Raw genomic sequence first — 18,906 nt, 5'->3', positions numbered from 1 at the left:
TAGAAAATGAAAGCGTGCAGAAATATTTTGCTTATAAGCTAAAAATCATTGCAAACCACTTACTGCTCTACATACCGGCCTGCCGCTTCATATATTTTACTGCGCTCCTTGTAGCTCAGGTGGTTGCTGGCATTGGGCACAGGGCCATACAATTCCTCCAGCCAGGGCCAGAGATTGACAGCCGCATATACATCAAAGCCGCTGGTGGCAATCAGCTGCGCCGCCCATTCATCTGCTTCCCTTTCCTCTCGTTTCAGCACATGAGAAAGCTGCACCGCTTCCCAGAAGGCTTCTACGGATTTTCTAGCCAGCTCCGTATTTTCAGGTTCCGCATCACCTGCCTGCCCTTCTGCCGCCAGTTCCTTTGCCAGCTCCTTTGCCGCCCGGCGCAGGTAACGGCAGGCCAGCGGTGAACGCTTCATGGCCGCCACAGGATGCCCCAGCACCTGATGCCCCAGCTCATGAGCCAGAATAACTGCCAGCTCATCATCTGATAAAATATTCAGCACGCCACGGTTCACCACAAAAATTCCCCCCGGCAAAGCGTAGGCATTAAACTTCTCGTTGGGCGTCACCAGCACCCAGGGTTCACTGTCCCCTTGCCAGCTCTCCCCATTCCCTGAAATTTCATGTACGCTAATTGCCGCTGTTATCAGCTTCTCCAGCAACCGCCGTACCCTGTCTTCCTCCTCCGGCAAAGCTTCCTCACCCTTCAGCTTCTCACGCAGAAAGGAATACATATAGTACCGCCCGGCAGGCTCCGCCGTAAAATACCTGATAGCCGCTTCTTCCCTTTCCCCTGCCCGGCAATACGCAACAGGCAGCAAAAATACGCAAATTATCAGCCCTGCCAGCACCCTGTTCAGCAATATCATACCCCTCATGCCAACCACCTCAAAATCCCCTTGCAAAAATAACCCCCGTCTTTATAATAGATATAGAGAAAGTGCTACCAGTAGACGGTTAGCCCCCGATGTTAGTCAAAATAACCACTCGTTTGGCGTCCGGCGGTTATTTCTGTCTATCGTTAATATCTTTGCCTATCATTATCGTGTTCAGGATGGCTAACCGCCTACCGTTATGGTAGCACCATTTTTATTATAGCAAATACGTTTGTGTCCTGCAATGTGATATTGCAGGATTTTTTGTGTAATTTTTTATCCTATAATGCACGGTTATGCTAATGCAAAAAGCCCCTGCCTCCGCAAAACGGAAACAGAAGCTTTCTGCTAAAATCATCTTACCTTTTGGAGTTGGGACACCACTTATCAGAAGTAGAAATTCACCTTGCCTGCCGCAGTCCATCCCTTGTAATCCATGAATGTTTTCTCCATGGAAAGGTCAAGCACTGCATTCTTTGCCATGCTTGCACGGTAGCCAAGACTCAGGTACAGCACGTTGGCATTGTAATCATTAGTAGGCATAGCCACGCCATTGATGTAGGCATTGTAGCTGCCGGAAAGTCCCCTGCTATAAGCAACACCGCCATACAATCCGCTGGCATCAATCAGGTTTACACCCAGCTTAGCAGTCCAGTTGTTGCTGTCATCGCTCTTGATTACGTTGCCAACCCTGGTGGTATAGCTATCCACGCTAATCTTATCATAAGCCAGCTGGATGTAAGGGTTCAGAGTCAGGCGGTCGCTCTGGGAAATCTTTGCGCCGTAGCCCAGCATAGCACCTGTGTCCGTAGTTCCCCACTTGCTGCTGTCATACTCACTGTCAAACTTGCCGGTATGAATCATGTAGTCAATATACTGGTCATTCGGCAGCATATGAGTACCGTACACACCAAAGTCAAAGGAGTTGTCAATATCAATGCGCCCACTCTGAGCCGGGCCATTGAAATCTGCATTGCCAGTAGTAGTGCCGATATAAGCACCCAGGTAATCGTTCTCGCCAATCTGGGTATCATAACCCAGCTGGAAGTTGTTGGTGTTAATGGTGGACTTGTTATAAACATCGCCGCCATCTACATCCATGTTGGTATGCTTGTACTGGAACCACATCTTGTCAGGAGCAGGGCGTCCCTCATCAACTGCGGAAGCAAAGCCACGGATTTCCGCAGTACGGTTCACCACGTTGTTTGTCAGCACGTTGGTGATGGCAGTTGCGGCACGGGCAGAAGTTACGCCAGGGGCAGCTGCAGTTTTACCTGCCTGCTGGACAGCAGCAGTTATTCTAGCTGCCTGTTTTTCTAAATCAAGAGCATCCAGCCTTTCATCTATTTCAGCAATCTGCTGTACTGCTTCCTCCGTAGAAATCCTTACCCGGCTATTGTTGACAAAAGCCACAAGCTCTGCACGAGCTTCCAACAATGCCGACCGTGCTGCGCTTATTTCTGCAATTTGCTCTGCGCTAGGGTTTAGCAGTTTTGCTATATCATTTGCATTTGGCAAAACAGACTTGAATGGATCAACTGAAGCTACTTTTACTGCATCAAGCTCAACTATACCACCAACAGCTTCACTCACAGACTGCAATACCTCATCTGCTGCGGCAATTGCGCTCTCTATGCCGCTTTCGCTGCCTTCACCGCCGCTGCCTTCACCGCCGCTGCCTTCACCGCCGCTGCCTTCACCGCCGCTGCCTTCGCCGCCGCTGCCTTCGCCGCCGCTGCCTTCACCGCCGCTGCCTTCACCGCCGCTGCCTTCACCGCCGCTGCCTTCGCCGCCGCTGCCTTCGCCGCCGCTGCCTTCACCGCCGCTGCCTTCACCGCCGCTGCCTTCGCCGCCGCTGCCTTCGCCGCCGCTGCCTTCACCGCCGCTGCCTTCGCCGCCGCTGCCTTCACCGCCGCTGCCTTCGCCGCCGCTGCCTTCGCCGCCGCTGCCTTCACCGCCGCTGCCTTCGCCGCCGCTGCCTTCGCCGCCGCTGCCTTCGCCGCCGCTGCCTTCACCGCCGCTGCCTTCGCCGCCGCTGCCTTCGCCGCCGCTGCCTTCACCGCCGCTGCCTTCACCGCCGCTGCCTTCGCCGCCGCTGCCTTCACCGCCGCTGCCTTCACCGCCGCTGCCTTCGCCGCCGCTGCCTTCACCGCCGCTGCCTTCGCCGCCGCTGCCTTCACCGCCGCTGCCTTCGCCGCCGCTGCCTTCACCGCCGCTGCCTTCGCCGCCGCTGCCTTCACCGCCGCTGCCTTCACCGCCGCTGCCTTCACCGCCGCTGCCTTCACCGCCGCTGCCTTCACCGCCGCTGCCTTCGCCGCCGCTGCCTTCGCCGCCGCTGCCTTCGCCGCCGCTGCCTTCACCGCCGCTGCCTTCGCCACCGCTTTCTTCTGCACAAGCAACACTTATGCCCCAACCATCATTTAACGGCGCATCATACAAGGTAACACTATGAGCTGCATAAAACCCTAATGTCAAGCCAACTAAAGCCGCCAGCTTCTTATTGCTCTTTTTCATCCTCATATTGAATATCCTCCCATACCTTATTTTCCGGTAACGCGGACTTACCCAATCATTTTGTGATATAATAATAAATACGCAATTTGATGGGTTATGAACGCAATCCCTTTTGCATTTTCGTATGAAATTTTAACTTTTAAACAACTATGCGTTTATTATACTCTCAATTGCGTATATTTTCAATACCCTACATGAAAAATAATTGAAAATTCAGCGTTTTTCCATGCTTTTTACAAGGATGTGACCAATTATGAGTATATGTCAACGCATTTTTAAACGTATGGGACAGGATAACGCACGGCTTCGGGCACTTGCTGCCAGTATAAATGTTGCTCCCAGCACCGTTACCTCCTGGAAATCCCGTGGCAGTGATCCTCCTGCAAAGTATATAGTCGCAATTGCGGCTTTTTTAGGCGTGTCACCGATATGGCTGCTGACTGGCGAAAATGAAACAGTCTCCGGCCAAAAATCCGATAACCACGACATCATTAACAGCACCACACCTTATCAGGCTGTGCCGGATAAGGACGAAGCTCATCGGGAGCTTACGGAGCTTTTTGACTCCCTTGACCGCCCGGGCAAAACCCTGATGCTGGCTGCCGGATACAGGGAACAGCTGCGCCTTGCAGAAGCACACAAGGAGACTGCACCACGCATCTGCACGCTCAATAAGCTCCCCCCAGCCACCAGCTGCACCGAGTAATTTTTCATAAACCAAAAGCCCTTAGTCAAGATGGCAAAATACGCCATCCGGACTAAAGGCTCTCTTTCTCAGTCACACACCGCAATGTTCACTTTCTTATTGCAATTTAGGTTTATAATTTTTTGCGTTTTTTGTAATGAAGCCCCCATTACCGCGTATAAAGGACAAAGACCAGAAAACAACAAATGAGTAGATAGATAGCTACTAACCAGGAAAAGAGGCGATGACAATGACTATGGATAAGAAAAATGCTATGCTGACTGACGATGAGCTGGATATGGTAACAGGCGGTGCTGACACCGCATTGTTGAAGAAGAACGCGAACGGCACAGTAGACATGTTCATCGTTCGCGGCAGCCACAATACCAATACCCTTAAGAAAATACTAAGCAGTAAAGGCCTCAATGGCAATTCTAATTACCCCAGCGATGTTTTTTTAATAAGCACCACTAGTCAGCTCAGCATCGATGCCGATATGGTCGATACTATGATGTGCAATATGAGGATGCGCAACCCGAATGTAACCTTTGAATGGATTTCCTAATACCCAAAGTTTTGCAACGCAAAAAGAGTACAGATCTCCTTGCAAAAATGACAATAGCTAAAAAACAAAGAAAGAGGCGATGACAATGACTATGGAAAAGAAAGATGCTATGCTGAACGATGATGAGCTGGACATGGTAACAGGCGGTGCCGCTGCTACCTTTCTGAAGAAGCGCGAGGATGGTAAGGTTGATATGTTCTACGTTTCCGGCCAAGGAAATATCGATGCCTTCAAAAAACTGCTGGCAGGCGGTTCTGTTTCCTCCATGAGCGTTTCTATCTGCACCGGCAAGATGAGCGGTGTCCCGGCAGAGAAGGTAGATGCCGTTATTGCCAGGAGAAAAGAAAGAAATCCTCAGATGGATGTTATCTGGATGAATTGAATTACATTAACTTAAATTAAGTTGAATTGAACAACGCTAAGCTAAGCAACCCGCAAAGGCAAATGAATTTTATAATATTGATTCCAATCAACCTAACATGAAAAGAGAGCGGCATTATCACAGGCTTCGCAAAGCCAGAAGTCTGTGATAGCCGCCCTCTTTTTCTTTTGGCCAGAATGATATCGAACTATACTGCCTATATTGCCTATACTTCCTCTATTGCTGCCCTGATTTCAGCCTCGCTGATGGCGCCATGCCGCAGGATTTTTATTTTGCTGCCGGTGCAGTCCACGATGGTGGACTCAACACCTACAGGACATGTACCACCGTCCAGTATCAAGGGCAGCCTGCCAGCCATATCAGCATACACATCGTTAGCAGATAATGGGCTGGTATGGCCGGAAATATTGGCACTGGGCACAGCCAGAGGCTTCCCCACAGCCTGCAATAATGCCAGTGCCACCGGGTGGGCCGGTATGCGGACTCCCACCGTATCACGGGCGCCTGTCACCTTATAGGGTACAGCGGCAGCCTTGGGCAGTACCACCGTGATGGGCCCCGGGCAGAATTTCTCCATCAGCAGCCTGGCAGACCTGGGCACATAGGCCGCCACCTGCGGCACCATGCTCACATCCGCCACCTGCAGGGAAAATGCCTTGCTGGCAGGGCGGTTTTTCGCCTCATACAGGGCTTCCACAGCTGCCATGTCCAGCCCCAGGGCTCCGATGCCATACACCGTTTCCGTAGGAAATGCCACCAGCTGCCCCTGCCGCAAAAGCTCCGCCGCCCGGGCTATCTCCCTCTGCTGCCTAACTACATCACTTATCCGCAATATTTCCGTTTCCATAACCTAAATCACCTCGTAGCAGCCAACCGATAACCGCCAACTGTGCACCTCTGAAAAAACAGCCCATATGCCAGCTACTTCTTCCACAGCACCACAACCCTTTCAATCCCGGCCAAATCCCTGATGATTTCGCACCTGCCCCACTGGGGAAGGGACTCTGCCAGAGCCTTCAGCTGCTGCGCCTGATGAATACCTGCTTCCATAGCCAAAAAGCCATCCCCCTGCAAAAACTCTGCTCCCTCAGCCAGCAGCCTGCGATAAAAATCCAGCCCGTCCTCACCGCCATCCAGCGCCCCTATAGGCTCAAAAGCCCTCACATCAGGCGCCAGCCCGGCAATATCCCCCCGTGGAATATAAGGCGGATTGGAAACTATCGCCGCCAGCCTGCCAGAGAACCTTGCTGACTGCTCCTTCAATGGTACCAGCATATCTCCCTGCAAAAACTCAGCCCGCTCCGAAAGCCCCAGCTCCCTGGCATTTTCCTCTGCCACTGCCAGAGCCTCCGGGGAAATATCCACCGTCACAGCCTGCAGCCGGGGCAGATAATTCAAAAGGGACAGGCAGATAGCACCGCTGCCGGTGCCGATATCTGCAATCATGCTCCCCTCTGCCTCCGTGCCTGCCTTTAGCCGCTGGAGAACTGCCTCCACCAGAATTTCCGTATCAGGGCGAGGTATCAGGGTTGCCGGTGTCACCCGGAAATCCAGCCCCATAAACTCCTTGTGCCCCGTAATATACGCCACAGGCTGATGCTGCACCCTGCGCTTGATGCAGTCCTTGTAGACTGCCAGCTCTGCCGCCTCCATAGGCTGGTCAAAATGCACATAGAGAAAGATGCGCTCCTTCTTCAGCACATGGGAAAGCAGCACCTCCGCATCCAGCCGTGGGGAGTCCAGCCCCGCCTTCTGAAAGTAGCCCTCTGTCCACTTCAATATCCTGCCGATGGTCCAGACCTCCTGCTGCCCACCGTCACCTTTAATTTCATTCCGCTCTGCCATATTAGCCATCTTACTGCACCTTTTTCAATCTCTCTGCCTGGTCGGCAGTAATCAGCCCGTTCAAAAGCTCATCCAGCTGCCCGTTCAGCACAAAATCCAGCTTGTGCAGGGTCAGCCCGATACGATGGTCCGTTACCCTGCCCTGAGGAAAATTGTAGGTACGGATGCGCTCGCTGCGGTCGCCGGAGCCCACCTGGCTCTTCCTGTCAGCGGCAATGGCATCCGCCTGCTGCTGCTGCGCCTGCTCTAGAACCCTGGCACGGAGCACCCGCATGGCCTTTTCCTTGTTTTTCAGCTGGGACTTTTCATCCTGGCACTGCACCACAATGCCTGTAGGCAGATGGGTAATGCGGATGGCGGACTCCGTCTTGTTGACATACTGTCCGCCTGCACCGCCGGCACGATAGGTGTCAATGCGCAGCTCCTCCGCCTTGATATCCACATCCACCTCGTCAGCCTCCGGCAGGACAGCCACCGTCACCGCCGAGGTATGGATGCGCCCCCCTGACTCAGTCACAGGCACACGCTGAACACGGTGAGTGCCGCTCTCATATTTCAGCTTGCTATAGGCGCCATTTCCCTCCACCGCAAAGGAAATCTCCTTGAAGCCGCCAATCTCCGTAGGATTGGAGTCAAGAATGCTGACGCGCCAGCCCTGAGCCTCTGCATAACGGCTGTACATGCGGAAAAGGTCTCCCGCAAAAAGTGCTGCTTCCTCGCCACCTACGCCGCCGCGGATTTCCACGATTACGTTCTTGTCATCGTTAGGGTCCCGTGGCAAAAGCAAGACCGGCAGCTCATTATCCAGCTGCTCCTTGCGGCTGCGCTGCTCTGCCAGCTCCTCCTCCACCATGTGGCGAAAATCATCTTCTTCGATGCCCTCATCCAGCATTGCCCTGCTGTCCTCAATAGCCTTGCATACAGCCTTGTATTCCCGGTATGCCGCCACTATAGGCTCCAGCCCGGCATGCTCCCTGTTGAACCTCTGCCACCTTGGCATATCCGCCAGCACGGAGGGGTCGCTTATCAAAGATTCCAGCTCCAGGAACTTGTCCTCCACCGCCTGCAATTTATCAATCATGTTCATATCTGTTCCCCTTGCCCACCAGCTATCCGGCTGATGAAATCACAATCTCCTGCGCAAAAATACTGCTCAAAACAATCACACAAATATCATCTAGGGCTGCTATCTGTAGGAGCCCGTCCCAGCCGGTATTTTGTCCTCCGGCAGCACCGCCTTGGCAGACTCGATAGCCACCTCAATCATCTCCGGCTCCGGCTCCCTGGTGGTCAGCTTCTGCAGCCACAGCCCCGGCTTCACCGCCCAGCCCAGCAGGCAGTTATCCGAATTGGCTGAAAAGCGGATTATCTCGTAGGAAATCCCTGCCACCACCGGCAGGAGGATAATCCTGCTGGCAATCCTCTCCGCCAGGTCCGGCCAGCCCAAAAAGGCAAAGACAAAAATGCTCACCAGCATGACAATCAGCAAAAAGGAAGTGCCGCACCTTTTATGAAGCCTGGTATGCCTTGCCACATTCTCCACGGTCAATGCCTCCCCGGCCTCAAAGCAGGCGATAGTCTTGTGCTCCGCCCCGTGATACTGGAACACCCTCTGAATATCCTTCATGCGGGAAATAGCAAAAATATATGCCATAAAAATAAACAGCCGCAAAAAACCTTCCATCAGATTCAGGAACACCGGGTCCTCCGTAATCACATGAAACAGCTTTGCCGCCCCCGTAGGAATGGCGATAAACAGCACTGCCGCCAGGGCAAAGGCGAAAATCATGGTGCCTGCCAGCTCCTTGTCCGTCAGCTGCTCATCCTCCTCCCCTGCCATCTGGGCCGAGTATCCCAGGGAGCGGATGCCCATCACCAGTGACTCAAACAATGACACGCAGCCCCTCAGCATGGGCTTCTTAAAAATCGGGTACCGGTCTGCAATGGAGTTCACCGGCTTTACCTCCAGCTCAATGCGCCCCTGGGGATTTCTCACTGCCGTAGCCACCAGCTCCGGTCCCCGCATCATGACGCCCTCAATAACCGCCTGGCCGCCAATCGTAATCTTCTTTTCTTCCATAATCTATATAAACCTTTCGCAATAAACCTTTTATAGCTCGTCACTAAACAAAAAAGAACACAGCCCTATACTAATCTATATCGTATCTTAGCCTGTCAAAATCATAAAAAGGAAAAATCTCTATCGAAAAAGGGTAAATCCACATAGTAAAAAAGAGCAGGACATCTGCCCTGCTCCCCAGTTCTTATTTTGCGTAACGCTTGTTGAACTTCTCAATACGTCCACCAGCTGCAATATCACGCTGACGGCCGGTGAAGAAAGGATGGCACTTGGAGCAAACATCAACTCTCAGCTCAGCCTTGGTGGAGCCGGTAGTAAAAGTATTGCCGCAGCCGCAGACAACCTTTGCCTCGAAATACTCTGGATGAATACCGTTCTGCATTATCTATACACCTCGCTTTTCCCCATTCTTGGGAGTATTACAAGTCCTCTCTGCGAAGACTTGGTCCGACTTAGCTTCCCTCAATGGGGCAAAGCCGAAATAATCAACTTCGCGGATCGAAAAATCCGACTTGTGATATTATATCATAGCCGCCACGCAGGTGCAACAGATTATTAGAAAAATATCTTGAAAATTTAGCCCATATACACCATAATATATAAGGTGGGGATATGACCACATCCATTAGCTGAAAAACAAATTTTTATAGAGAGGAACAGATTATGTCAAACAACGAACCAGCAATCCAGTGCAGCTTCTGCAAGCGCCGCATTGTGCCAAAGTCACAGTACGATTTGCCGATTTACGACCCGCGCTCTGATTTCGCCATCTGCGCCCACTGCATCAAGGATATCTATCACGCCATCGAGGCACATGAGGCTGACCAGCAGGACCAGCAGAAGGTAGAGGCAGCCGCCAGCATCGACCAGGAAATGGCCAACATCAAGCCACATCTGGTAAAGGATTACCTGGACCAGTACATCATCAACCAGGACAGGGCAAAGAAAATCCTGTCCGTGGCTATCTACAACCACTACAAGCGCATGAAGTACGGCTTTGACCACAAGGATGACGAGCTGGACGAAATCGAGAAGTCCAACGTCATCATCATGGGGCCTTCCGGCTGCGGCAAGACCGCCCTCCTGTCCCATCTGGCCAAGAGGCTGGATATCCCATTTGCCGTTACTGATGCTTCCAGCCTGACCGAGGCAGGCTTTGTAGGCTCCGATGTGGAGGTGGCAGTCCGCAACCTCTACTACGCCGCCAACAAGGATGTAAGCCGCTGCGAGCACGGCATCATCTACCTGGACGAGTTCGACAAAATTGCCCGCAAGTCCGGTGAGAACAACACCATCACGGCAGACCCGGGCCATGAGGGCGTGCAGCAGGCCCTGCTGAAGATGCTGGAGGGCAACGAGGTAGAATTCACCGCCCGGGGCCAGCGCAAGCACCCGGAGGCGCCTACCATCAAGGTCAACACCAAGAACATCCTCTTTATCGTAGGCGGTGCCTTTGTGGGCATCGAAAAAATCATCGCCAAGAGGCTAAAGAAAACCGACTCCAATATCGGCTTCGGCGCCAAGATTGAGGGACAAAGCGAAAAGCCTGAGTACAACCAGCTCATCCATCAGGTAACGCCGGAGGATTTGATGAAGTTCGGCATCATCCCGGAAATCATCGGCCGCCTGCCAGTTATCTGCACCCTGGAAACCCTGGATGAGGACGCCCTGCTGCGCATCCTCACGGAGCCGCGCAACGCCCCTGTCAAGCAGTACAAGAAGCTGATGGAGATGGACAAGGTTGATTTGGAGTTTGATGAGGCGGCACTCCGGGCCGTGGCCAAGAAAGCCATTGAAAGAAAGACCGGCGCCCGTTCCCTGAAGGGCATCATCGAGGACACCATGCTGGATATCATGTTTGATATTCCACGCTCCGATGCACCGCGCCGGGTGACCATCACCGAGGACTGCATCAACAACCATACAGCACCTGCTGTTGAGGAAATCTGATTTTCCCTGCCGGGCGATAAAAAAAATAAATGAAACAGCAAAAGGCTGATGCCCCTTCAACGAGGGCACCAGCCTTTTATTGTATGCTTTTATTGTACGCTTTTATTTTTACATATATTTTCGGCTTTTATATTTTACAGCAGCAACGTGCCGATACCATGCACCACAAAGGCCGCCAGCCATGCCACCAGGCACTGGAAGGCCACCACCCACAGGGCCCAGCCTGCCCCCAGCTCACGCTTCACCGCGCTGATGGCCGCCACGCAGGGGGTATACAGCAGGCAGAAGGTCAAAAGAGATGCCGCGGCCAGAGGCGTCAGCACGCTCTCCGCCAGCGAATTTGTGCCGAACAGCACTCCCAGGGTGGATACCACGCTTTCCTTGGCCATAAAGCCGGAAATCAGCGCAGTGGAAATCCGCCAGTCCCCGAAGCCTAACGGCGCAAATACAGGGGCAATCACCCCGGCAATGGCCGCCAGCATGCTGTCAGCAGAATTTTCCACCATGTCCAGGCGGAAATCAAAGGTCTGCAAGAACCAGATAATGACGCAGGCCACAAAGATAACCGTAAAGGCACGTTCCAGAAAATCCCTGGCCTTTTCCCACAGCAGCTGCATGACATTCCGCATCCCGGGCATGCGATAGTTTGGCAGCTCCATCACGAAAGGCACCGCCTCCCCCTTGAACTTCGTCACCTTGCCCAGATATGCCGCCAAAATACCCATCAGGATGCCCCCGAAATACAGCAAAATCATGGGAATAGCACCATACTCCCCGAAAAATGCCGCAATAAAGAAAGCATAAATCGGCAGCTTGGCAGAACAGCTCATAAAAGGCGTCAGCAAAATCGTCATGCGCCTGTCCCGCTTGGATGGCAGGGTACGGGTAGCCATGATGGCCGGCACGCTGCAGCCAAAGCCAATCAAAAGAGGCACGATGCTCCGCCCGGACAGGCCGATTTTCCTCAGCCACTTGTCCATCACAAAGGCAATCCTGGCCATATAGCCCGTATCCTCCAGCAGGGATAGGAAGAAAAACAGCGTCACCACAATAGGCAAAAAGGAAAGCACTGTCCCCACCCCGGTAAAGATGCCGTCAATCACCAGTGACCTAAGGGCTGCATTGACCTCCAGCACCCCCAGCAGCTCATCCGCCTGCCCCTGCAAGGCTTCGATGCCAGCCGCCAGCAAATCCTGCAAAAAGGCTCCGATGACATTGAAGGTCAGGAAAAACACCAGGCTCATAATGGCCACAAAAGAAGGTATGGCCAGGTACTTGTCCGTCAGCACCTTGTCAATGCGGCGGCTCCTTTCGTGCTGGCGGCTTTCCTTGGCCTTCCTGACAGAACGCCTTGCCAGCTGCTTGATAAAGGAAAACCGCATATCCGCAATAGCCGCCGCCCTGTCCAGGCCCCCCTCCATCTCCATCTGGCAGATGATATGCTCAATCATATCCCGCTCATTCAAATCCAGCTGCAGGGCATCCATAATCCTCTTGTCGCCCTCCACGATTTTGGTAGCCGCAAAGCGCACCGGGATTTCCGCCTTGGCGGCATGGTCCTCAATCAGGTGCATGATGCCGTGCAGGCAGCGGTGCAATGCGCCCCCCCGGCTCTCCGCATCGCAGAAGTCCATGCGCCCCGGCGTTTCCTGATAATGAGCCACATGGAGTGCATGCTGCACCAGCTCCTCAATGCCCTCTCCCCTGACAGCGGAAATCGGCACCACGGGAATCCCCAGGATGGACTCCATGGCGTTAATATCCACGGAGCCGCCGTTTTCCGTCAGCTCGTCCATCATGTTCAGTGCCAGCACCATGGGCCGGTTCAGCTCAATCAGCTGCAAGGTCAGGTACAGATTGCGCTCAATATTGGTGGCATCCACAATATTGATAATGCCTGTAGGCTGCTCCCTCAGGATAAACTGCCGGGACACAATCTCCTCCTCGGTGTAGGGGGACATGGAATAAATCCCCGGCAAATCCGTAATCTTCGTCAGCTTGTGGCCCCGGATGCTGCCGCTTTTCTGATCCACCGTCACCCCCGGGAAATTGCCCACATGCTGGTTTGAGCCGGTCAGCTGGTTAAAAAGGGTAGTCTTGCCACAGTTCTGATTCCCCGCCAAGGCAAAGGTCAGCACCTGGTCATCCGGCAGAGGATTTTCCCCCTGCTTCACATGATATTTGCCACCTTCACCAAGGCCTGGATGGTGGCTTCTAGACTTGTGAGCCCTTGGCTTTTCCGCCTGCTCCTGCTCCGGCTCTATCTTCTCAATGGTTATCTTCTTCGCATCATCCACCCTGAGTGTCAGCTCGTAGTCATGGATGCGGAACTCAATAGGGTCCCCCAGAGGGGCAAACTTCACCAGCGTAATCCTGGAACCCGGCACCACGCCCATATCAAGAAAATGCTGGCGGAGGGCTCCCTCGCCCCCCACGGCCAAAATCCGTCCCCGCTCCCCGGCCTTCAATTCATCTAAAAACATATCATCACCTGAACCTATACTTGCATTTATTTGTATAACCATTATACCATGCCTGACAAGACCGGCAGGATTAAATCTTGCAAAAAAAACACTTGCTAGTATATAATAAAGACAAGAGGCATACCGATAGACGGCAGCCCCAAGACTATAGGTTATTTCAACGAAACCGCCTACGCCTGCAAGCATTTAGGCGGTTTTCTTATGCTTTGATGGCTGCAATACAAATCGTCACCAGAAAGACCAGTGACAAAAAATCATACAGAGTCATACATAGCGCCCCCCTTTCAGGGGCAGGATTTGCCGCCTACCGTATAGGTACACCTCTTGCTAAGGAGTATTATACAAAAACTATATAGATTATCAATACTATCAAGAAGCTATCCAGGGCAATGAACAATGCCTTAGATGGCTTCTATTTCGTATGGGAAGATTTCGCTGAGAAAATTATGCTCCTTCAGTGCCGCCTCAATCTCATCCAGGATTTCCTCGCTGTCAGCAGACACATTGTGAAAATGATACCCGGAGGTCACATTCAGCAAAGGCGTGGACTTGCCGGTGCGCAGGTTTTCCATAAAATGCTGCACATCCCGGCGGTTCTTGATATTCAGGGGCGCAGAAATCTTGCCGTAGACACGATGGTTGACCATCACATCCAGCACGCAGCCCCCCAGATCCACAATCAGGGTAAGCTCCTCCTCCGTCCGCTCCGTGGCATGATGGGTCTTGAACCGGCGCACCGCATGCTTGGGCTGGTCAAGGATGTAGCCCCTGGCCGTAGCCAGGATAGGATGCCCCTCAGTGCGCAGCAGGGCAATATCCTGCACCACCACCTGACGGCTGACGCCGGTGGCCTTCCCCAAGGCTCCGCCGGAAAGCGGAGCAGAGGCCTCGCGCATCATCTCCAATATTTTCTTTCTGCGTTCTGCTCCGCTCATCATAGCTTATTCCTCCAATGCTTTCAGATGCTTCAGGCTGATGTCCAGAATTGGTGCCGAATGGGTCAGGGCGCCGCTGGACACGTAGTCCACGCCTATAGCAGTAATCTTCTCAATGTTTTCCCTGGTAATATTGCCGGAGCACTCCGTCTTTGCCCTGCCATCAATCAGCTTTACCGCCTCTGCCATCAGCTCAGGGGTCATGTTGTCCAGCATGATGATGTCCGCCCCGGCTTCCAGTGCCTCCTGCACCTGCGCCAAGGTCTCGGTCTCCACCTCAATCTTGCGGACAAATGGGGCGTATGCCTTGGCAGCCAGCACAGCCGCCTTCACGCCACCGGCAGCATCAATATGGTTGTCCTTCAAAAGAACCCCGTCAGATAAATTATAGCGATGATTTGCCCCGCCGCCAACTGTTACGGCATATTTTTCAAAAATTCTCATGCAAGGGGTGGTTTTCCTGGTATCCAGCAAAGTGGTCTTTGTACCTTCCAAAAGCTTTGCCACCTTGCTGGTGTAGGTGGCGATGCCGCTCATGCGCTGCAGGTAGTTCAGGGCTGTGCGCTCCCCGGACAGCAGCACGCGGATATCCCCCACTACAGTTGCCATGTGCTGCCCCTTGGTTACCCGGTCGCCATCCTGCACATCAAAGCGTACTTCGGTATTCCCATCCAGCAGCTTAAATACACGCTCAAAAACCCGCAGCCCGGCAATAATGCCGTCTTCCTTGCAAATCAGCTCCACCTGCCCCTTCCTGTACTCAGGCATTACAGCATTGGTGGTCACATCCTCGCTGTTTATATCTTCTTCCAGCGCCAGCCGAATAAACCTGTCAGCTGCCAAAAGCATAGTTATATCGTTCATCTTCTATCCTTTCCTTCACTAGCAATTTTTGTTGCAGCCCGCTGGGCAAAAACCAAACTCTCCAGCAGGCTGTTGCTGGCCAGGCGGTTCCTGCCATGAACGCCGTTGCAGCTGGTTTCCCCTACCGCATAGAGATGCTCCATGGTAGTCCGGGAGTCGGAGTCCACATGGATGCCCCCCATAAAGTAATGCTGGGCAGGCACTACCGGGATAGGCTCCTTGGTAATATCATAGCCTTCCTCCAGGCAGGTGCGGTAGATATTGGGAAAATGCTCAAGGATAACATCCTGCGGCACATTCTCAAAGGAAAGCCACACATGGCGGCTGCCCTCCTTGTCCATCTCCGCCTGAATGGCCTTGGACACCACATCCCTTGGCTGCAGCTCGTCCGTAAAACGCTCCCCCTTGCCATTCAGCAGAATCGCCCCTTCCCCCCGGGCAGACTCGGAAATCAAAAAGCTCCTGCCATCATGCTCCGTATAGAGGCTGGTGGGATGAATCTGCACATAGTCAAGATGCTCCAGTGCCACATCATGCTCCTTGGCCACCTCCAGGGCATCCCCCGTCAGGCTAGGGAAATTGGTGGAGTGCTCATAGAGGCCGCCGATGCCGCCAGTGGCCAGCACCGTGTCCCCGGCATGGATATGCAGGGTATCGCCGGAGCTGTCCCTTGCCACCAGGCCTGCGCAGCAGCCATCCTGCAGCAGGATATCCTCCATGACTGTGTACTCCATGATTTCCACATTGGGCAGCTCCTGCACCCGGCGCTGCAAGGTTTCCGTAATCTCCTTGCCAGTCACATCCTCGTGAAAGCAGATGCGCGGCTTTGAGTGGGCCCCCTCCCGGGTATACATCAGGCTGCCGTCTTCATTCTTATTAAATCTTACACCCAGTTCCAGCAGCTGGTCAATCACATTTCGGCTGGAACGTATCATGATGTCCACGCTCTCCTTGCGGTTCTCATAATGCCCTGCCCGCATGGTATCCTCAAAAAAGGCATCATAGTCTTCAGCATCCTTCAGAACGCAGATGCCTCCCTGTGCCAGCATGGAATCGCAGCTTTCCATGTCCTCCTTGCAAATCATCAGCACCCTTTTGTCAGCAGGCAGGTGCAGGGCTGTAAAGAGCCCTGCCACCCCTGTACCGGCAATTACCACATCAACATTTATATCCTTTGCCATGAACAATCCGTCTCCTTGTGCCATATCCTTGTGCATATCCTTTGACTGCATACTATTTTAGGTTTTCATTATTTTGCCAGTGCCAGCATCCGCTCCAGAGGCTTTTTCGCCTTTTCCGCCAGCTCCGCCGGTACTGTCACCCTGCTGCCGCCATCCTTCAGCACCGCCAGCACCTTTTCCAGGGTAACCAGCTTCATATCACGGCAGATAGGAGTGGTCTCAACAAAATAAAACCGCTTGTCAGGATTTTCTGCCTGCAGCTTATAGAGGACGCCAACCTCCGTGCCGATAATAAACTCCTGCCCCTTGCTTGCCGAAGCAAATTTAATAATCCCGGAGGTTGAGCCCACATAGTCAGCCAATGCCGTAACCTCCTCATTGCACTCAGGATGCACGCAGACAGCCGCCTCCGGATGCGCCTCCTTCAGAGCCTGCAATTCTGCCAGCTGCATTTCCTGATGCACCGGGCAGCAGCCGTTCACCAGCAGGACATTTTTCTCCGGCACCTGGGCTGCCACATAGCGTCCCAGGTTCTTGTCAGGAATAAACAAGATATTCTTCTGAGGCAGCCTGCGCACAATATCCACCGCATTGGCGGAGGTGACGCATACATCGGACCAGGATTTGATTTCCGCAGTGGAGTTAATATAGCACACCACGGCCAGGTCATCATAATAGCCCCGGTATTTCAGCACCTCATCCTCAGTCACCATGTGCGCCATAGGGCAGTCCGCCGCCGGGTCAGGCATCAGCACCTCTTTCTCCGGGCTCAAAAGGCAGGCACTCTCCCCCATAAAAGAAACACCGCAGAATACCAGCACCTTGCACTGAAGCCCTGCCGCCACCTTGCTCAGATAAAAGGAATCACCTACATAATCCGCCAGCTCCTGCACCTCCGGCTCCACATAGTAGTGCGCCAGGATAACCGCATCCCTGGACTCCTTCAAAGCCCTTATTTCTTCCTGAATTGTCATCTCGTCCCCATTTCCGCTGCCCTCAGGCAGCATATAAAATACATATAACACACATCACATCAATAGCACATACAATACATATAAGATATATGCATCAGATACATGCACAAAATACAATGAACAGTATAGCACTTTAACCTGCATGTGACAAGACACATATAATGTTTTCATGTAAACATGCAAAAAAAGCAGGTACAAAGCCTGATATATACTCAGTATACTCAGTCTCATACCTGCTTATCACGCGTATTTTATTTGTTTCTCTGCTGCCAATCAGGCAGATTGATTACACCACCCATACCACAGGAGATACTACAGCTCGCCGTTCAATGCCCTCTGCACCGCCCGGTACAGCTCGCTAGGCTCCACCGGCTTCACCAGGTGGGCATTCATACCGGCCTCCATAGACTGCTGAATATCCTCCTCATAGGCATTGGCAGTCATGGCCATAATCGGGATAGTCTTAGCATCAGACTTGCCGGAGGCCCTGATCATGCGGGCAGCCTTCAAGCCGTCCATGTAGGGCATCCGCACATCCATAAGGATCAAATCATAGGTCCGGGGCGCATTCATCATGTACTTGTTCAGTGCCACCTGACCGTTCTCAGCCGTTTCCACCGTCAGGCCGCGACGGGTAAGCAGCCTTTTGACAATCTCGCAGTTGATGTGGTTATCCTCTGCCAAAAGCACATACTTCCCGGAAAAATCAACCGCCTGCGCCGGAGCCTCGGACTGTCTTTGCAGGGCAGCCTTGTCCAGCTCAAAATCCAGCACCACCCAGAACTCTGAGCCGTCTCCCTTGCTGCTGGTAAAGTCCAGCGTACCACCCAGCCGGTCAACCAGCTGCTTGCAGATTGCCAGCCCCAGCCCGGAGCCGCCATACACGTTGGTACTGCCGCGATATTCCTTAGTCAGGGGCAGGAAGATAATATCCTTCAGCTCATCAGCAATCCCTACACCCGTATCCTTCACTGTAAACCTGATGCGCACCCTGTCATTATCAGCTTCCAGCAGCTTCGCCGAAAAATCCACCCTGCCGAAGCGCGGCGTGAATTTCACCGCATTGGACAGGAGATTTTGCAGCACCTGACGGACACGGCTGCCATCAGTCCGCACCAGCGGCACAATCTGCTCATCAAAATGAGCAAAAAAGTTCAGCCGCTTTTCGTATGCCATTGCCCTGGCAGTATCGCTCAGGGAATTAAAAAACTCCTTCAAATCAACGCTGCTCTTGCGCAGGTTATTCTCCCCTGCCTCCAGCCGGATAATATACAGCACATCCGTCAGCATATCCATCAGAAAATGCGCAGAGGCATCAATTTTCTCCAGGCAATACTCCACATATTCCCTGTCATCAGACTTGTTTCGTGCCAGCTCCGTCAGTCCCAGCACGTTGCTGAGGGGAGAGCGCAGGTCATGACTCATATGTGCCAGCAGCTTGCGGCAATCAATATTCTGCCACAGCTCCTCTATGCGCTTTTTTTCATCAGCCGCTGTATTCAGTTGGTTCTTTACCTTGGGATTTCTATCTTCCATGATATGAGGCCACCTTACAAAAATATCAATA

Annotated in this window: 17 protein-coding genes; 4 read left to right on the top strand and 13 right to left on the bottom strand. The window is 52.9% G+C overall.

The window, feature by feature from the left end; genetic code table 11:
• Positions 1-59: 59 nt before the first annotated feature.
• Together FYJ84_RS06510 and FYJ84_RS06505 are read right to left on the bottom strand one after the other, a co-directional pair.
• Complete coding sequence (locus tag FYJ84_RS06510) at positions 60-884, bottom strand: M48 family metalloprotease (protein WP_154406787.1); 825 nt, start codon at positions 882-884, stop codon at positions 60-62.
• A gap of 384 nt (positions 885-1,268) precedes the next feature.
• Entirely contained in the window at positions 1,269-3,401 is a 2,133-nt protein-coding gene (locus FYJ84_RS06505; protein WP_154406786.1) for an autotransporter outer membrane beta-barrel domain-containing protein, read from the bottom strand.
• Between the two features lie 247 nt (positions 3,402-3,648).
• Between FYJ84_RS06505 and FYJ84_RS06500 the strand changes: the two genes are divergently transcribed.
• The 3 genes from FYJ84_RS06500 (at position 3,649) to FYJ84_RS06490 (ending at position 5,027) form a co-directional block, all read left to right on the top strand.
• Positions 3,649-4,101: a helix-turn-helix domain-containing protein gene (locus FYJ84_RS06500; RefSeq protein WP_154406785.1), complete on the top strand. Its 453-nt coding sequence runs from the start codon at positions 3,649-3,651 to the stop codon at positions 4,099-4,101.
• A gap of 229 nt (positions 4,102-4,330) precedes the next feature.
• Positions 4,331-4,645, top strand: coding sequence for a hypothetical protein (locus FYJ84_RS06495; RefSeq protein ID WP_154406784.1), 315 nt, complete (start codon positions 4,331-4,333; stop codon positions 4,643-4,645).
• Positions 4,646-4,730: 85 nt separating this feature from the next.
• Positions 4,731-5,027, top strand: coding sequence for a hypothetical protein (locus FYJ84_RS06490; RefSeq protein ID WP_154406783.1), 297 nt, complete (start codon positions 4,731-4,733; stop codon positions 5,025-5,027).
• 205 nt (positions 5,028-5,232) lie between these two features.
• Here FYJ84_RS06490 and FYJ84_RS06485 read toward each other — a convergent pair whose 3' ends face one another.
• The 5 genes from FYJ84_RS06485 to rpmE all read right to left on the bottom strand — a co-directional run bounded on the left by FYJ84_RS06485 (position 5,233) and on the right by rpmE (position 9,334).
• Positions 5,233-5,874: an L-threonylcarbamoyladenylate synthase gene (locus FYJ84_RS06485; protein WP_154406782.1), complete on the bottom strand. Its 642-nt coding sequence runs from the start codon at positions 5,872-5,874 to the stop codon at positions 5,233-5,235.
• Positions 5,875-5,948: 74 nt separating this feature from the next.
• The gene (gene prmC, locus FYJ84_RS06480) at positions 5,949-6,881 is read right to left on the bottom strand and encodes a peptide chain release factor N(5)-glutamine methyltransferase (protein ID WP_235901378.1); all 933 of its coding nucleotides are present in this window, start codon (positions 6,879-6,881) and stop codon (positions 5,949-5,951) included.
• Position 6,882: 1 nt separating this feature from the next.
• A complete protein-coding gene (gene prfA / locus FYJ84_RS06475) occupies positions 6,883-7,953 on the bottom strand; it encodes a peptide chain release factor 1 (protein WP_154406837.1) in 1,071 nt (356 codons plus the stop codon).
• A gap of 105 nt (positions 7,954-8,058) precedes the next feature.
• Positions 8,059-8,952: a DUF1385 domain-containing protein gene (locus FYJ84_RS06470; protein WP_154406781.1), complete on the bottom strand. Its 894-nt coding sequence runs from the start codon at positions 8,950-8,952 to the stop codon at positions 8,059-8,061.
• A gap of 184 nt (positions 8,953-9,136) precedes the next feature.
• The gene (rpmE, locus tag FYJ84_RS06465; RefSeq protein ID WP_154406780.1) at positions 9,137-9,334 is read right to left on the bottom strand and encodes a 50S ribosomal protein L31; all 198 of its coding nucleotides are present in this window, start codon (positions 9,332-9,334) and stop codon (positions 9,137-9,139) included.
• 281 nt (positions 9,335-9,615) lie between these two features.
• Between rpmE and clpX the strand changes: the two genes are divergently transcribed.
• Positions 9,616-10,902 carry an ATP-dependent Clp protease ATP-binding subunit ClpX gene (gene clpX, locus FYJ84_RS06460; RefSeq protein WP_154406779.1) on the top strand — a complete coding sequence of 429 codons (1,287 nt, stop codon included), beginning with the start codon at positions 9,616-9,618 and terminating at the stop codon, positions 10,900-10,902.
• A 134-nt stretch (positions 10,903-11,036) separates the two neighbouring features.
• Here the strand turns inward: clpX and feoB are convergent, their stop codons facing one another.
• The 6 genes from feoB to FYJ84_RS06430 all read right to left on the bottom strand — a co-directional run bounded on the left by feoB (position 11,037) and on the right by FYJ84_RS06430 (position 18,875).
• Entirely contained in the window at positions 11,037-13,385 is a 2,349-nt protein-coding gene (gene feoB, locus FYJ84_RS06455) for a ferrous iron transport protein B (protein ID WP_154406778.1), read from the bottom strand.
• A gap of 401 nt (positions 13,386-13,786) precedes the next feature.
• Positions 13,787-14,323: a transcription repressor NadR gene (locus FYJ84_RS06450; RefSeq protein ID WP_154406777.1), complete on the bottom strand. Its 537-nt coding sequence runs from the start codon at positions 14,321-14,323 to the stop codon at positions 13,787-13,789.
• A gap of 3 nt (positions 14,324-14,326) precedes the next feature.
• Entirely contained in the window at positions 14,327-15,184 is an 858-nt protein-coding gene (gene nadC / locus FYJ84_RS06445; RefSeq protein ID WP_205764128.1) for a carboxylating nicotinate-nucleotide diphosphorylase, read from the bottom strand.
• The gene (locus FYJ84_RS06440) at positions 15,181-16,365 is read right to left on the bottom strand and encodes an L-aspartate oxidase (RefSeq protein ID WP_154406776.1); all 1,185 of its coding nucleotides are present in this window, start codon (positions 16,363-16,365) and stop codon (positions 15,181-15,183) included. Before FYJ84_RS06440 ends, nadC begins: the two co-directional genes overlap by 4 nt.
• 68 nt (positions 16,366-16,433) lie before the next feature.
• Positions 16,434-17,390 carry a quinolinate synthase NadA gene (gene nadA / locus FYJ84_RS06435; RefSeq protein WP_328596347.1) on the bottom strand — a complete coding sequence of 319 codons (957 nt, stop codon included), beginning with the start codon at positions 17,388-17,390 and terminating at the stop codon, positions 16,434-16,436.
• 261 nt (positions 17,391-17,651) lie between these two features.
• On the bottom strand, positions 17,652-18,875 hold the full coding sequence (locus FYJ84_RS06430; RefSeq protein ID WP_154406775.1) for a hybrid sensor histidine kinase/response regulator: 1,224 nt from the start codon (positions 18,873-18,875) through the stop codon (positions 17,652-17,654).
• Between the last annotated feature and the right edge of the window lie 31 nt (positions 18,876-18,906).

Source organism: Anaerovibrio slackiae, assembly GCF_009695585.1.
Classification (GTDB): Bacteria; Bacillota; Negativicutes; order Selenomonadales; family Selenomonadaceae; genus Anaerovibrio; species Anaerovibrio slackiae.
The sequence above is the reverse complement of the archived record's forward strand: the minus strand, read 5'-3'. Positions and strand labels throughout refer to the sequence as shown.

What these genes read in the sequence shown, in the direction of transcription:
- FYJ84_RS06510 (WP_154406787.1), bottom strand. Translation starts at nt 884, where the DNA reads ATGAGGGGTATGATATTGCTGAACAGGGTGCTGGCAGGGCTGATAATT.
- FYJ84_RS06505 (WP_154406786.1), bottom strand. Translation starts at nt 3,401, where the DNA reads ATGAGGATGAAAAAGAGCAATAAGAAGCTGGCGGCTTTAGTTGGCTTG.
- FYJ84_RS06500 (WP_154406785.1), top strand. Translation starts at nt 3,649, where the DNA reads ATGAGTATATGTCAACGCATTTTTAAACGTATGGGACAGGATAACGCA.
- FYJ84_RS06495 (WP_154406784.1), top strand. Translation starts at nt 4,331, where the DNA reads ATGACTATGGATAAGAAAAATGCTATGCTGACTGACGATGAGCTGGAT.
- FYJ84_RS06490 (WP_154406783.1), top strand. Translation starts at nt 4,731, where the DNA reads ATGACTATGGAAAAGAAAGATGCTATGCTGAACGATGATGAGCTGGAC.
- FYJ84_RS06485 (WP_154406782.1), bottom strand. Translation starts at nt 5,874, where the DNA reads ATGGAAACGGAAATATTGCGGATAAGTGATGTAGTTAGGCAGCAGAGG.
- prmC (WP_235901378.1), bottom strand. Translation starts at nt 6,881, where the DNA reads ATGGCTAATATGGCAGAGCGGAATGAAATTAAAGGTGACGGTGGGCAG.
- prfA (WP_154406837.1), bottom strand. Translation starts at nt 7,953, where the DNA reads ATGATTGATAAATTGCAGGCGGTGGAGGACAAGTTCCTGGAGCTGGAA.
- FYJ84_RS06470 (WP_154406781.1), bottom strand. Translation starts at nt 8,952, where the DNA reads ATGGAAGAAAAGAAGATTACGATTGGCGGCCAGGCGGTTATTGAGGGC.
- rpmE (WP_154406780.1), bottom strand. Translation starts at nt 9,334, where the DNA reads ATGCAGAACGGTATTCATCCAGAGTATTTCGAGGCAAAGGTTGTCTGC.
- clpX (WP_154406779.1), top strand. Translation starts at nt 9,616, where the DNA reads ATGTCAAACAACGAACCAGCAATCCAGTGCAGCTTCTGCAAGCGCCGC.
- feoB (WP_154406778.1), bottom strand. Translation starts at nt 13,385, where the DNA reads ATGTTTTTAGATGAATTGAAGGCCGGGGAGCGGGGACGGATTTTGGCC.
- FYJ84_RS06450 (WP_154406777.1), bottom strand. Translation starts at nt 14,323, where the DNA reads ATGATGAGCGGAGCAGAACGCAGAAAGAAAATATTGGAGATGATGCGC.
- nadC (WP_205764128.1), bottom strand. Translation starts at nt 15,184, where the DNA reads ATGAACGATATAACTATGCTTTTGGCAGCTGACAGGTTTATTCGGCTG.
- FYJ84_RS06440 (WP_154406776.1), bottom strand. Translation starts at nt 16,365, where the DNA reads ATGGCAAAGGATATAAATGTTGATGTGGTAATTGCCGGTACAGGGGTG.
- FYJ84_RS06430 (WP_154406775.1), bottom strand. Translation starts at nt 18,875, where the DNA reads ATGGAAGATAGAAATCCCAAGGTAAAGAACCAACTGAATACAGCGGCT.